The organism is Rossellomorea marisflavi (assembly GCF_022170785.1).
Taxonomy (GTDB): domain Bacteria; phylum Bacillota; class Bacilli; order Bacillales; family Bacillaceae_B; genus Rossellomorea; species Rossellomorea marisflavi_B.
The window spans coordinates 3,956,461-3,970,067 of the sequence record NZ_CP081870.1 but is presented as its reverse complement, the minus strand read 5'-3'; the positions used below and the strand labels follow the sequence as shown (position 1 = coordinate 3,970,067).

12 protein-coding genes are annotated in these 13,607 nt (G+C 50.6%); 10 read left to right on the top strand and 2 right to left on the bottom strand.

Features of this window, described 5'->3' with window-relative positions:
• The first annotated feature begins 76 nt into the window (after nucleotides 1-76).
• The 5 genes from K6T23_RS20495 to K6T23_RS20475 are packed head-to-tail and all read left to right on the top strand — an operon-like array spanning nucleotide 77 to nucleotide 4,995.
• Nucleotides 77-997 carry a carbohydrate ABC transporter permease gene (locus K6T23_RS20495; protein ID WP_142130386.1) on the top strand — a complete coding sequence of 307 codons (921 nt, stop codon included), beginning with the start codon at nucleotides 77-79 and terminating at the stop codon, nucleotides 995-997.
• Nucleotides 998-1,014: 17 nt separating this feature from the next.
• Nucleotides 1,015-1,857: a carbohydrate ABC transporter permease gene (locus K6T23_RS20490; protein WP_238283170.1), complete on the top strand. Its 843-nt coding sequence runs from the start codon at nucleotides 1,015-1,017 to the stop codon at nucleotides 1,855-1,857.
• 33 nt (nucleotides 1,858-1,890) lie between these two features.
• Nucleotides 1,891-3,006 (top strand): glycoside hydrolase family 88/105 protein, encoded by a 1,116-nt coding sequence (locus tag K6T23_RS20485; protein ID WP_238283169.1) that lies wholly within the window; start codon nucleotides 1,891-1,893, stop codon nucleotides 3,004-3,006.
• Between the two features lie 32 nt (nucleotides 3,007-3,038).
• Nucleotides 3,039-4,331 (top strand): Gfo/Idh/MocA family protein, encoded by a 1,293-nt coding sequence (locus K6T23_RS20480; RefSeq protein WP_238283168.1) that lies wholly within the window; start codon nucleotides 3,039-3,041, stop codon nucleotides 4,329-4,331.
• Between the two features lie 28 nt (nucleotides 4,332-4,359).
• The gene (locus tag K6T23_RS20475) at nucleotides 4,360-4,995 is read left to right on the top strand and encodes a YesL family protein (RefSeq protein WP_238283167.1); all 636 of its coding nucleotides are present in this window, start codon (nucleotides 4,360-4,362) and stop codon (nucleotides 4,993-4,995) included.
• A gap of 90 nt (nucleotides 4,996-5,085) precedes the next feature.
• On the opposite strand, the gene K6T23_RS20470 is transcribed toward K6T23_RS20475, so the two are convergent.
• Nucleotides 5,086-5,751 (bottom strand): rhamnogalacturonan acetylesterase, encoded by a 666-nt coding sequence (locus tag K6T23_RS20470; RefSeq protein WP_238283166.1) that lies wholly within the window; start codon nucleotides 5,749-5,751, stop codon nucleotides 5,086-5,088.
• Between the two features lie 11 nt (nucleotides 5,752-5,762).
• On the bottom strand, nucleotides 5,763-6,746 hold the full coding sequence (locus tag K6T23_RS20465) for a LacI family DNA-binding transcriptional regulator (RefSeq protein ID WP_238283165.1): 984 nt from the start codon (nucleotides 6,744-6,746) through the stop codon (nucleotides 5,763-5,765).
• 137 nt (nucleotides 6,747-6,883) lie between these two features.
• Between K6T23_RS20465 and K6T23_RS20460 the strand changes: the two genes are divergently transcribed.
• The 5 genes from K6T23_RS20460 to K6T23_RS20440 all read left to right on the top strand — a co-directional run bounded on the left by K6T23_RS20460 (nucleotide 6,884) and on the right by K6T23_RS20440 (nucleotide 13,561).
• On the top strand, nucleotides 6,884-8,371 hold the full coding sequence (locus K6T23_RS20460) for a UxaA family hydrolase (RefSeq protein ID WP_238283164.1): 1,488 nt from the start codon (nucleotides 6,884-6,886) through the stop codon (nucleotides 8,369-8,371).
• Nucleotides 8,372-8,385: 14 nt separating this feature from the next.
• Nucleotides 8,386-9,885, top strand: a complete 1,500-nt coding sequence (locus K6T23_RS20455; protein ID WP_238283163.1) for a tagaturonate reductase — start codon at nucleotides 8,386-8,388, stop codon at nucleotides 9,883-9,885.
• Nucleotides 9,886-10,017: 132 nt separating this feature from the next.
• Nucleotides 10,018-10,563: a manganese efflux pump MntP gene (locus K6T23_RS20450; RefSeq protein ID WP_238284489.1), complete on the top strand. Its 546-nt coding sequence runs from the start codon at nucleotides 10,018-10,020 to the stop codon at nucleotides 10,561-10,563.
• Between the two features lie 1,243 nt (nucleotides 10,564-11,806).
• Nucleotides 11,807-12,250 (top strand): low molecular weight protein arginine phosphatase, encoded by a 444-nt coding sequence (locus tag K6T23_RS20445; protein ID WP_148985691.1) that lies wholly within the window; start codon nucleotides 11,807-11,809, stop codon nucleotides 12,248-12,250.
• A gap of 21 nt (nucleotides 12,251-12,271) precedes the next feature.
• Entirely contained in the window at nucleotides 12,272-13,561 is a 1,290-nt protein-coding gene (locus K6T23_RS20440) for a methyl-accepting chemotaxis protein (protein ID WP_056539166.1), read from the top strand.
• The last annotated feature ends 46 nt before the right edge of the window (nucleotides 13,562-13,607 follow it).

Genomic DNA, 13,607 nt, shown 5'->3' with positions numbered 1-13,607 from the left:
GTGGACCTTCGTGCTGCCGAATAAATCAGATGATCCGATTCCGGTACTGAGAGAGACTGCCGTTGATCCAAAGCCTATCACCGAATTGAAGCCCACCGGTCCGAAACGGAAGAAAAAATCCGACTATCAGAATGTGACAGGATACTTGTTCATTTCGCCATTCCTTCTTGGGTTCTTCCTATTGACCTTATATCCTATCCTCTATTCACTGTATCTATCATTTACAGACTATGATCTGATGAGTGAGCCGAACTGGATCGGCCTTGACAACTACGTACGGATGTTCACAGGGGATGAAACGTTCTGGCAATCGTTCAAAGTCACCCTCATGTACGCAGGTGTCGCCGTTCCGTTCCGACTCATCTTCGCCCTCCTTGTAGCACTCGCCCTCAATAAGGTGGTCGAAATGGCGGGATTGTATCGTACTCTCCTCTACCTTCCATCCGTCGTCGGTGGAAGCATCGCGGTTTCAATCATGTGGAGGCAGCTTTTCGGGAACGACGGGGCATTCAACTCCATCCTTGCCCTTCTCGGAATTCCGACCCATTCATGGCTAGGTGATCCGAAGACGGCGATCTGGACGCTGATCGTCCTGTACGGATGGCAGTTCGGTTCTTCCATGCTGATCTTCCTTGCAGGGCTGCGGAACATCCCGAAAACCTATTATGAAGCATCAAGTGTGGACGGGGCTTCTCCGATCAAGCAGTTCTTCATCATCACCCTGCCGCTTCTGACACCGGTCATCCTGTTCAATATGATCATGCAGATCATCCAGGGCTTCATGGCCTTTACGCCGAGCTTCGTCGTCACCAACGGCGGTCCGGTGAACAGTACGCTCTTGTACGTCCTGTATATGTATAGAAGGGCATTTGAATACTTCGATATGGGGTATGCATCAGCCATGGCTTGGTTCATGCTCATCATCATCGCCGTCCTGACAGGTCTGATCTTCAAAACATCCAAGCACTGGGTTCACTATGAATCCGATAACAAATAGGGAAGGAGGAAGCGCATATGCAGAATAAGAAACGCACGTTCAAAATCGTCCAGCACACGCTGTTGATTGTGTTCACCCTCATCATGATCTATCCCCTCGTCTGGATGGTCAGCAGCTCGTTGAAAGAGAGCTCCAGCGTTTTCGTCAACGCCTATTCACTGATACCTGATGAACTCCATTTTGAGAACTATATCACAGGGTGGGAAGGGTTCGCCGGTATCACTTTCAAGACCTTCTTCATCAACTCGGCCATCATTGCCGTCGTCGCCACGGTGGGAAGCATCATATCCTCCACGATCATTGCCTATGGATTTGCACGGATCAAGTTCAGGGGTAAAAGCATCTGGTTCATCTGTATGATGCTTACCATGATGCTGCCGTTCGAGATGGTCATGATCCCGCAGTATATAATGTTCAACAAATTCGGCTGGATCGATACGTATCTGCCGCTCATCCTCCCGACCTTCTTCGGGATCCCGTTCTTCATCTTCCTGATCATGCAGTTCATCCGGACCATCCCGGTGGAGCTTGATGAGGCAGCGAAGATCGACGGATGCAGCACGTTCGGTATCTTCTTCAGGGTCATTGTGCCACTTGTCGTACCGGCAATGATGACTTCAGCCATCTTCTCCTTCTATTGGAGATGGGATGATTTCATGGGTCCGCTCATTTACTTGTCCACTCCGGAGAAGTATCCGGTATCCCTTGCCCTGAAGCTATTCTCTGACCCGAACTCCGTCACCAACTGGGGAGCGATGTTCGCCATGTCGACGCTCAGTATCATTCCGATCTTCATCATTTTCTTCTTCTTCCAACGTTACATCGTGGATGGAATCAGTACGAGCGGATTGAAAGGATAATATGAAAAAACTTTAAACGGGAGTGAACGTGGAATGGAAACAGCACTCAATCGGAAGAATGAATTGACATCACCGCTTGCATGGGGGAAGGCAGCCTGTGAATCCCTTATGTCAGCCTACAAGGCGAGTGAACTGCCGCCTGACGGAAAATGGCATTATCATCAGGGAGTATTCCTGGTAAGCATGCTCCAGCTTCGGGAAAAAATCGGGGGAGATGCGTTCTTTGATTATGTGAAGGAATATGTCGATCACAATATCGACGAAAACGGGAACTTCCTCTGGAGCCGCAGGGAATTGGACGCCATCCAGGCCGGCCTCCTTCTCTTCACCCTTGACCGGGAAACGGATGACCCGAGATATAAAATCGCCGCTACGAAACTATTGAATATGTTCCCGACACTCAACCGCACGTCGGACGGAGGCTACTGGCATAAAGATCGCTACCCGTACCAAATGTGGCTGGACGGACTCTATATGGGCGGTGTGTTCGCTATGAACTACGGGAAGGAGTATAGTGATCCATCCCTCCTCGAAATGGTCCTTGAGCAGGAGCGTCTCATGAGGAAGCATACGCTTGATGAGGAGACCGGTCTTTACCATCATGCATGGGATGAACAGAAGGTGCAGCCATGGGCAGACCCCGAAACGGGCAGATCGCCTGAATTCTGGGGGAGGGCCATCGGATGGTACGGGATCACCTTTAACGAAATCCTCGATTTCCTCCCGGAAGGACATCATGCGACAGAAGAAATCTCAGGTGCCCTCAGGGATCTTTCCAAAAGTCTGATTTCCTATCAGCATCCTGACAATCATCTATGGTATCAGGTGGTCGACAAAGCGGATGATACTAAAAACTGGATCGAAACGTCCTGCTCGGCTCTTTTCATCTACACGATTGCAAGAGCCGTGAAATCAGGCGTCCTTGATGAAAGCTACAAAGAGTTTGCCATTAAGGGATACCGCGCCCTTGTGAAGCGAATGAAATTTGACGACAACGGCCTCTTCATCATGCCGGAGATCTGCATCGGCACCGGGGTGGGGGACTACACGCACTATGTGGAACGTCCGGTCATTGAAAATGATCTTCATGGCGTCGGTTCTTTTGTACTTTGCAGCCTTGAAATGCAGGATATCCTTCCACAGCTATAGAATGGAATAAGGAACAAAGGGGAGGAATTCAAATGAAAAAATATGCCGTATGCGGCGTCAGTAACCGCGCAATCACCATGTTCATCCAGCCTATGCTTAAGAACTTTAACCAGCAGGCAAGGCTGGTCGCCCTGCTGGATAAAGATCCGAAGCGGTTCGCCGTGTGTAAACAGGACTATCCGTCCACACAGGGAGTGCCTGAGTATAAGGAAGATGAGTTCGAACGGATGGTGGACGAAACGAGACCTGACGTCATCATTGTCGCAGGCCGCGATGACACTCATATCACGTATATTGAGAAAGCGCTTAACCGAGATCTTGATGTGATTTCAGAAAAGCCGATGACAACAAACGCTGCCGACAGCCGCAGGGTGATGGAGGCGGAGAAAAAGAGCAAGGGGAAGGTGACAGTCACCTTTAATTACCGGTATAGCCCGTATCACACCAAGATCAAAGAATTCATCCTGTCCGGGAAGCTTGGGCGGATCACATCCGTCGATTTGAATTGGTATATCGACACGTATCATGGATCAAGTTATTTCCAGCGCTGGAACAGGAACCGGGATCATTCCGGGGGATTATCCATCCATAAGTCGAGTCACCACTTTGACCTCATCAACTGGTGGCTAGACCAGAAACCGGTAGAAGTGTTCGCGTACGGGGATCTGAACTACTACGGAAATGAGAGTGAATACAATCCTGACCAGGTTGACGGGCGTCACTGCCATACGTGCGAAGTGAAGCGGGACTGTTCCTACTACTCTAGATGGAACTCAAGGAGCAACAGCATCACGGTAGAAGACGATCATATCACGTCTGACGAGAAGCGGAAGGAAACGTATACCGGTTACCGTCCCGACCAGTGCATCTTCGATTCGGAGATTGCCATTGAAGATACGTATACAGCGACCGTCAAGTATGACAGGGGTAGCCTATTAAGCTATTCCATCAATTTCTCCCTGCCATATGAAGGGTATCGACTGGCTATAAACGGAACAAAGGGCCGCCTGGAGACGACGGAATTCCATGCACCGTCCAGGGTGCCGTTCCCTGTTCCGGAACAGACCATTGACTATTTCCCGCTCTTCGGATCGAAGGAAGTGATCCATGTCGTGAAGAATCAGGGCGGCCACGGCGGTGGAGATCCCCTGATCCAGGAAGACCTCTTCCTCGGGGAAGATCCGCTCCGCCCGTATAAGATCCTATCTGGAAGCGAGGACGGAGCCTATGCGGTCATGACGGGTGAGGCAGTATGGAGATCCGTCAAGGAGCACCGCCCCGTCACCATTGAAGAATTGATGAAAAAAGAACCGATGCACCAATAATGGAACGGAAAAGAGGGATACCATGGAAATGGGACGATTGATCAATGGGGTGTTGAACTTCTGCAGATGGATCACGCACTTTGCCATTTTGAATCTGCTCTGGATCGGCTGCACCCTGCTTGGAGGAGTGGTCTTAGGGATCGGTCCGAGTACAGTGGCGATGTATGCCGTCACCCGGAAAGCGGTCATGGGGGTGGAAGACCTTCCCCTCATCAAAAGATTTTGGGAGACTTATAGGAAAGAGTTCTTCCGTGCCAACGGACTGTTCTTTTCATTGGCAGGATTCGTGCTGCTCTGGTACGTCGATCTTCACTTTTTCCGTCAGATGGAAGGGACGATCTATACCATCATCCAGTACCTCCTCATGCTGATGGGCTTCATCCTGATCATCCTGCTCACGTATATTCTACCGGTCTATGTCCATTACAACCTGAAGTTCTTCCAGACCTTCAAGCAGGCGCTATTAATCGGCTTCCTGCAGCCGGGGAATCTCGTGCTCATGATCATAGCGACACTGTCGACCTATTACTTTTTCATATCATTTCCCGGTTTCATCCCACTTTTCGGTTTTACATTATTCGTCCATTTGAACATGTGGCTTGCGTACAAAGGCTTCAGCTCCATTGAGGATATCAAGACGAAGAAAGACCTTGCTCATACATGATCCTTGCGCCCTTTCCATTAGGAAGGGGCTTTTGCAGTGCGAAGAAAAGAAGCCTGATCCTCTGCAAGGGATCAGGCTTCTTCTATCACTCTATTTCATGATCGGAGTCAGCTCTGGCACGACCCCTTCAAGTTCTTTCTTTACAATCGCGGCGATTTCACCCGCCCCGTCTTCATTCAAATGAGTATTATCCATGGCCCCGTCTGGAAAATTAGGATGCGGGTCTATCCACATATAGAGCGCTTTGGACCGGATCGGACCCAATGTATCCAAGAGCTTCAAGCTCCTCTTGTGAAGGTCGATGACAGGGACCGATTGTTCCCGTGCAAGGTCCTTCATCGCTTCGGGGTAATCCCCGTGGGTATCCAGCACCGTGCCATCGCTTCCGAACTTCCTTCTCGCCACGGGCGTAATGAGGATCGGATGCGCTTTCTTTTCTCTTGCGGTTTCGATATAGCGGAGCAGATGCTCCTTATAGGTAGTAAAAGGATCCGTGAATCGTTCATCCTGCTTGCTGTCATTGTGACCGAATTGGATGAAGAGATAATCCCCTTCAGCGATTTCGTTTTCGATCACATCCAGTCTTCCTTCGTCGATGAAGCTTTTGGAGCTGCGTCCGTTAGCGGCATGATTCCGGACCGAGATGCTCGAATCCAGAAAGGCCGGGAATTTTTGCCCCCAACCGGCTTGTGGAGCAGAAGTTTCAGGATAGTCCGCTACAGTTGAATCACCTGCAAGAAAAATGGAAAATGACATGGTTTCTCCTCCTAATGGTTGGATGGTGGACGGCATGAATCCGTCACTTTGAGCTCAGGTTCCAGGAATAGGACCTTTTCTATATCATCTTCATTGATGACATCCATCAGGACATCTGTCAAGCGTAATGTGATGTGATCCATGGGGACACCGACCGTCGAGAGGGGGATGGGGGTGTCGCTTTCGTCGGGAAGGTTGTCGTAGCTGATGATGGAGAGGTCATCTGGTACCTTGATCCCGCACTCCGCTGCAGCCCTCAGGATCCCCTTGGAAAGGTCATGACTCCCACTGATGATTGCCGTTGGGCGTTCACCGCTCTCGAGGACTTCCTTGGCCGCGACGTACCCATCGTACGGTTCAAGCTTTTGAACGTCCACGATCTGATGCGTGAAACCGGGGAGTCCGAGTCCTTCTGCCGCTAGTTTGAAACCCTTTGCCTTTTCATCCTGTATCGGATTATTCAGTACTCCGATATAGCTGATGAACCGGTGCCCGATGGAGGAAAGATAATTGGTCGCCATATAGACGGCCTTTTTCCGCTGCACGTCTACGACCGGCGAGGAGCTTCCTTTATCGGCGATCCCGTATGAGACAACAGGAACGGCCGATGGTGTATCAGCTTGTCGCTCCGGATTGTCATCAAAACAAAGGATGGCATCCACTTGATAGCGGTTGAACAGATTGATGGCGAATTCTTTTTCGTTGATGGAGATCAGGGTCGTGTATGAGAGCTGTTCGAGCTGAGTATTCAGGCGGGTGATAAGGGAAGAATGGGCGGTCCCTTCGATGGTCGGCCAGATGATCCCGATGGTGTGGGATTTCTTGGAGACGAGGCTCCTCGCCGCTGCATTCGGCTGATAACCGAGCTCCATGGCAATATCGGTGATCCGCTTTTTCGTCGGTTCCTTGACGAGCGGGCTATCCCGCAACGCTTTTGAAACGGTGGAAAAACTCACCCCAGCCGCTTTTGCTATATCTTTGATTGTGACTCCCATGGTAACCTCCAGCACTGTGATGATTTCATTATATCTCTCTGCCCGTTGCTGATACAACTCTTCATTGACAGAAAAAAGGAATGATACTATGATAATAACAACGTTGTTATTTTGTCAAGAAGAGGGGGAAGATGGGATTGAACAGTTCAACGATTGTCATTCATGAACGGGACAATGTCCTGATTGCACTGAGGGATTTCGAAGCAGGCGAACGTGTGGTGGATGGTGATAGGGAAGTCATCCTGAGGGAAGCAGTGCCGGCCGGTCATAAGATTGCAAGGGAACCGATACAGGAAAATGAAAACGTTATCAAGTTTGGTATGCCGATCGGAAGGGCGTCAGAGCCGATCGAGCGGGGAGAATGGATCCATACTCACAATGTAGTGACCAACCTCAAAGGGACGCTTCAGTATGACTATAAGCCGACAGATGACAAGATCGTTCCGAAGCCGTCCACCAAAACCTTTCAAGGGTATATCAGGGAAAACGGGGAAGTCGGGATCCGCAATGAAATCTGGATCATCAATACGGTGGGCTGCATCAATAAGACGGCCGAAATGGTGGCGAAGATGGCCAGTGATCAATTCGACGGGATCGATGGGGTGCACAGCTTTTCTCATCTATTCGGGTGTTCCCAGCTTGGGGACGATCTTCATAACACTCAGAAGATCCTGAGCGGCCTCGTCCACCACCCAAATGCTGCGGGCATTCTCGTCATGGGTCTCGGCTGCGAGAATAATTACATTGAAGAATTCAAGAAGGTGATAGGCGATTATGACCCACGGAGGGTGAAGTTCATCGAAGTCCAGAGTGCCGATGATGAAATCTCCGAATCTCTTGAACTCATCGAAGAGCTTGCCGATTATGCGAAGACATTCAAACGTCAGGAAGTACCCCTTTCAAAGTTGAAAGTAGGATTGAAGTGCGGAGGATCGGACGGCTTCTCCGGCATTACCGGGAACCCGCTCGTCGGAGCATTTTCCGACAGGCTCATCTCGGAAGGAGGAACCACCATCCTGACGGAAGTACCCGAGATGTTCGGGGCGGAAGAGATCCTCATGAGCCGGGCCAAAAATGAAGGGGTGTTCGAAAAGATCGTCGACCTCGTCAATGACTTCAAGGGATACTTCCTGAAGCACGGACAGAACGTCTATGAGAATCCATCTCCAGGGAATAAAAAAGGCGGAATCACGACCCTTGAAGAAAAGTCCCTAGGAAATATCCAAAAAGGCGGGTTCGGGGAGATTGCCGATGTCCTTGCCTACGGGGACCGCACGAAAGGTGAAGGCCTACATCTCGTCCAAGGTCCGGGAAATGACCTCGTCTCTGTCACCGCCCTCACGGCTGCAGGTGCTCATATCGTCCTCTTCACCACGGGACGGGGAACCCCGTTCGGAGGTCCTGTACCGACAGTGAAGATCTCCACCAACTCAGCTCTTGCCCAGAAGAAGACGAATTGGATCGATTTCAATGCGGGTCAGCTCATCGAAGGCAGGGGAAAGGAAGAGCTCGCCGACGAGTTCTTTGATTACATCAAGACCCTCGCATCAGGGGAAGCGCGCACCCATAATGAACGACTGGGATTCAAAGAGATTTCCATTTTCAAAGACGGCGTCACGCTGTAAAGGGAGGATTTTGTATGAAGCTTAGTAAAGAAGTACCCAACAGCTCATCCTATCGGCATCTTCCGGCCAAGGTCCTGCAGATCGGGGAAGGGAATTTCCTTAGGGGATTCATCGATTGGATGATCCAGGAAATGAACAAACAGGGCGTCTTCAATGGATCCGTCATCGCCGTGCAGCCGACGCCCCACGGAAAGGTGCTGCCGAAGCTCGCCGCACAGGATTATCTGTACACGGCGGTCTTGAGGGGCCGTAAGAATGGAGAGACCGTCGATTATCATGAAGTCATCTCATCCATCAGCGGGGGCATCAACCCCTATTCAGACTGGCCTGCCATGAAGCGGGCGGTGGAATCTGCCGACCTCCAGATCATCGTGTCCAATACGACGGAAGCCGGCATCGTCTACCAAGAGGAGCCGTATGAAGGTGATGTTTCGCCCCTTTCGTATCCCGGAAAACTTGCTGCCCTCCTGCACCACCGGTTCACGCATTACGAGGGAGCAGGGGATAAAGGGTTATACATCCTGCCGTGTGAATTGATCGAGGAGAATGGAAAGAAGCTCAAATCCATCGTGCATAGGGTAGCGGAAGACTGGGGATATTCAGAGGCCTTCTTTGAATGGCTTGACCACTCGAATGTATTCTGCGACACGCTCGTCGACCGGATCGTCACCGGGTTCCCCCGGGGGCAGGAAGCCGAATACCGAGAACGTCTCGGCTATGATGATGAGCTCATCACGGTAGGAGAACCATATCACCTGTTCGCTATCGATGCCGATGAGCGATTCAAGGAAATCTTCCCCCTCCACAAAGCCGGCCTCAATGTGAAGTGGGGCGGAGTGCAGGAGCAGCGGGACTTGAAGGTGGGACTCCTCAACGGTCCCCATACCCTCATGACACCCGTCGGATATCTGGCGGGGGCTGACACAGTCCTGGATGTGATGACCACCCCTTCCCTTCGCTCCTTCGTTGAGCAGGGATTCCTGGACATCCAGGAGGCCCTTCCAATGAAAGAAGAAGTCAAGAAGGAGTTTACGTCAGGAGTCGTGGACCGCTTCTTGAACCCTTATAATAAGCATTTCCTCCTCGATATCGGCATGAACTCATTTTTCAAGTACACATCGAGGCTTTTGCCCCGCTTGAAGACCCATGCCGTTCGTGGGGAACTTCCTGAAACATTGGTTCTCGCCCTCGCTGCCCTGCTCGTATACTACAAGCCGATTCGCACCACGGAAAAAGGGCTGATAGCTGAAAGAGGCGAGGAAGAGTATGAGACGCGGGAAAACCCGGTAGTAAACACCCTCCTTCTTGACACGTGGCAGGCCATTGAGGAAGGTAGGATCACCATCCTTGCTGCTGTCCGTTCCATCCTCACCCGAGAGGACATCTGGGGAGAAGATCTTGACGCAATGAATGGGCTCGCAGAACGGGTGGCTGCTCATATCGAAACGATCCTGATCGAAGGAATGGCCGCGGCCGTTAAAAAAGTAGTCGGGAGCGGTTCGGTAAAATCATAGAATGCTATAGGAAAAGACGCTCATTTGCTGGGCGTCTTTTTATGTTTGGACAAAACACGCTCGTCTAATTCTTCCGGCACACGCATACATTTCTCTATAGGCATGTCCGGGGGAGGAATTGTGAGAATGACAATGATCGGAGAATTGGTGACACTTATGCTGATGGCCTTTGCGCTTGGGATGGATGCATTCTCGATCGGCATCGGGATGGGAATGTTCCAGCTTAGGCTTAGGCAGATCCTATATATCGGTATCGTGGTCGGCATATTCCACGTGTGGATGCCGCTGCTCGGAATGATGACGGGGAAATTCCTTTCCAACACGTTCGGGACATTTGCTACATATGCAGGAGGCATCCTCTTGATTGTCCTTGGGATTCAGATGTTCCTTTCGAGCTTCAAGGAGGAGGAAACCACGCTCGTTTCACCCGTGGGATTCGGCCTCGTCCTATTTGCACTGAGCGTCAGTCTTGACAGCTTCTCTGTCGGACTGAGCCTTGGGATCTTTGGAGCAAGAACCTTTGCCGCCGTCGCCTGTTTCGGTTTCGCCGCCACTGTCCTTACATGGGCAGGACTTCTCATTGGTAGGCGATTCCAAGGTGTCCTCGGCACCTACAGCGAAGCACTTGGCGGAAGCATCCTGTTCTTATTCGGGATCAAGCTGCTTCTTCCTTTTTGAAGTCCCTGTTTGGGGCTTTTTCTTTTTGGTAGCTTGATAGAATAAATGCCGCTGCGGTCGACCACTTCATTGCAGGTAGGGGAACCTCTTGATGGTATCAGAGTGTGTGGGTTCTGGAGTGGTTCGTTTCATTTCGCTGCGGGCGACCGCTTTCCTGCGGGGAGGCGGTTCTTCGGCTGACGCCTCCAGGGTCTCAACCTTGCCTCTGATCCACGCTGGAGTCGGCCGCCCTCCGCTTCATTGCACTCTTTGAAAGATATAAGCTTTAAGTTATGGAAGGAGAGGGGAAAGGACTTCCTGAAAGTAGGTTTATATTTTTACGGTAGATAGGGTAATCTTTTGATGGTATCAGAGTGTGTGGATGCTGGAGTGGTTCGTTTCATTTCGCTGCGGGCGGCCGCTTTCCTGCGGGGCGGCAGTTGAGCCGCTTCGGCTGACGCCTCCAGGGTCTCAACCTTGCCTCTGATCCACGCTGGAGTCGGCCGCCCTCCGCTTCATTGCACTCTTTGGAGGATAGTAGCGTTAGTATCTTATCACCACTATGGGGTACAAACCGGACCAGGCTTTCAGTTTGAATTCTGAGAGCGAAATCCATCCTTGGAATCTTAATCTCCATCTAAAAAAGGGCTAAGTGGCTGGCTCCCAAAACGCATCAAAAACCTTATTCCATTCTCATATAGAATTAAAATCCCCTCTCCACCAAGTAGTGAAGTGTAGTGAAGGCAGCCTGACTCCAGCGGGAATAGAGGAAAGGTCGAGACCCCGCAAGAATGAGGAGGCTCGACTTCCTCCCCGTGGAAAGCAGGCAGCCGCAGCGAAACGGAACGTCCAATCTGCGGCCGTCATGAGGAAGAGAATCATGCAGATTCATCCAGCTGAGACCAAAGGGAGCCATCCAAACTTGCAAAGGCCAACATCCATGCTATCCATGTCTTATCCTAGATCAAACAATCCCTTGATGAAAAAGTACAATCCTCCTTTCCACCAAGAGTGAAGCGAAGCGAAGGCCACCTGACTCCAGCGGGAAAAGAGGAAAGATCGAGACCCCGCAAGAATGAGGAGGCTCGACTTCCTCCCCGTGGAAAGCAGGTGGCCGCAGAGAAACGAAACGTCTCATCTACGGCTCCCATGAAGAAAAACTACATTTCCACCTCCGCCATGAAACGCTCCAACCGAATAAGCATGAATGCTCTTTGTCCAAAATGGAAATTAATTTATAATAGGTAACAAGGAGGATGATCCAATGAATATTCTATTTATCTGCACAGGAAACACCTGCCGAAGCCCTATGGCTGAAGCAATCCTGAAGCATAACAACCACGAAGGAATCCAAGTGAAATCCGCAGGCGTATTTGCCATGGATGGAGCAGATGCCTCAATTCAAGCTAAAGAAGTGCTGAAAGAGAACGATATAATACATAAGCACCAATCCAGCTCCATCACACGTGAAAAACTGGACTGGGCTTCATATATTTTCACCATGACACAGGGCCATAAATGGGCGATCGTAGATCAATATCCCCATATAGCCGATAAGATCTTCACGCTGAAGGAATACGTCCTTGAGGACCCGGAAAACCTTGATGTTTCCGATCCATATGGAGGCAGCGTTGAAATCTACCGGCATACATACAACGAACTGGATTCCTTGATCGGTCAGTTAATGGACAAACTGGAGCGTGAGTGAAGCAGACAGGGAGAGAGAAGGATGGCTAAAGGGAAAGGCTCCAAGAAAGGTCTCAGGAAGAAAATTGTACTATTCACCACACTTCTGGCAATCATCACGTATACGACGAGTGCCGCGTTCATTTATTTCATTAAACCGACATTTGCATCTGATGTAAGTGATTTCTGGTTTACCCTCGCTACTCTTGGAATGGGGATTTTCTGGTCGGGGTTCCTTGCGTATCTTGCAGCAGGGTATATTGATAAGCCTCTGCAACGACTGGAACAAGCGGCTTTGAAAGCGGCGGATGGGGACATTTCTACAGAAGTGGAACTGTCGAAATCCGATGACGAGATCCGCTCCCTCGGGATGGCGTATAACAAGATGCTTCATAACCTTCGGGAAATGGTGGCGAGCATCGACGAGAATTTCAGCAAGACCAATACGTATGTACAGGAGCTTTCCGACGCATCCGAACTTGCCTCTACTCAGGCCAATTCCGTATCCAGGACGATCAGCGAAATCTCTGCAGGTGCAGAAAGTTCAGCAGCGGCCATCCAGACAACGGCGGAATCCGTTGAAGATGTCATCCGCATTGCACAGGAAGTACAGGATCATTCCAAATCATCTGAGAAGCTGTCGGCAACCATGGTGGCAGAATTGAATGAGAGTAAGGATGTCATCCATTCACTTGTAGAAGGAATCAACCGATTGGCTTCAGGGAATGAATCGTCCCTTGAGGCTGTGAAGCGACTCGAGGGCCACGCCCGGGAAGTCGAGCAGATCATCCAGCTTGTGGGGGACATTGCCAACCAGACCAATCTGCTTGCTCTGAATGCATCCATCGAGGCGGCAAGGGCCGGGGAGCACGGTAAGGGATTTGCGGTTGTTGCGGAGGAAGTACGTAACCTGGCTGATGAGAGCGGAAAAGCAGTGCAGGGCATTTCAGGATTGATCCAAAACATCCAGACCGAGGTCGGACTGGTAGTCGGTAAGATTACAGATCAAGTGACCACCGCCAATAAGGAAGCGGATAAAGGTGAACAGACCAATCGGGTCATCCAGAATATGACCAAAAGCATCCATGAAGTCGTCGATTCCGTCAAGACGATCTCTGTCCTCGTGGATGATCAGATGAAGAGCATCCAGCTCACGTCCAATCAGTCTCAGGAAGTAGCGGCGATTGCAGAGGAAACGTCCGCCGGAGCTGAAGAAGTGTCGGAAGCAACGAATGAGCAGGCAGGCGTCATGAAGAACGTGGAGGAGCTCGCCCATCAATTGAAATCACAGGCGGAGTCACTCAAAGGAACCATTACAAAATTCCATCTTTGATCCAAAAAGCACGGGGGTTCCCGTGCTTTTCCTATATAAAGAAAAA

What these genes read in the sequence shown, in the direction of transcription:
- K6T23_RS20490 (WP_238283170.1), top strand. Translation starts at nt 1,015, where the DNA reads ATGCAGAATAAGAAACGCACGTTCAAAATCGTCCAGCACACGCTGTTG.
- K6T23_RS20485 (WP_238283169.1), top strand. Translation starts at nt 1,891, where the DNA reads ATGGAAACAGCACTCAATCGGAAGAATGAATTGACATCACCGCTTGCA.
- K6T23_RS20480 (WP_238283168.1), top strand. Translation starts at nt 3,039, where the DNA reads ATGAAAAAATATGCCGTATGCGGCGTCAGTAACCGCGCAATCACCATG.
- K6T23_RS20475 (WP_238283167.1), top strand. Translation starts at nt 4,360, where the DNA reads ATGGGACGATTGATCAATGGGGTGTTGAACTTCTGCAGATGGATCACG.
- K6T23_RS20470 (WP_238283166.1), bottom strand. Translation starts at nt 5,751, where the DNA reads ATGTCATTTTCCATTTTTCTTGCAGGTGATTCAACTGTAGCGGACTAT.
- K6T23_RS20465 (WP_238283165.1), bottom strand. Translation starts at nt 6,746, where the DNA reads ATGGGAGTCACAATCAAAGATATAGCAAAAGCGGCTGGGGTGAGTTTT.
- K6T23_RS20455 (WP_238283163.1), top strand. Translation starts at nt 8,386, where the DNA reads ATGAAGCTTAGTAAAGAAGTACCCAACAGCTCATCCTATCGGCATCTT.
- K6T23_RS20450 (WP_238284489.1), top strand. Translation starts at nt 10,018, where the DNA reads ATGATCGGAGAATTGGTGACACTTATGCTGATGGCCTTTGCGCTTGGG.
- K6T23_RS20445 (WP_148985691.1), top strand. Translation starts at nt 11,807, where the DNA reads ATGAATATTCTATTTATCTGCACAGGAAACACCTGCCGAAGCCCTATG.
- K6T23_RS20440 (WP_056539166.1), top strand. Translation starts at nt 12,272, where the DNA reads ATGGCTAAAGGGAAAGGCTCCAAGAAAGGTCTCAGGAAGAAAATTGTA.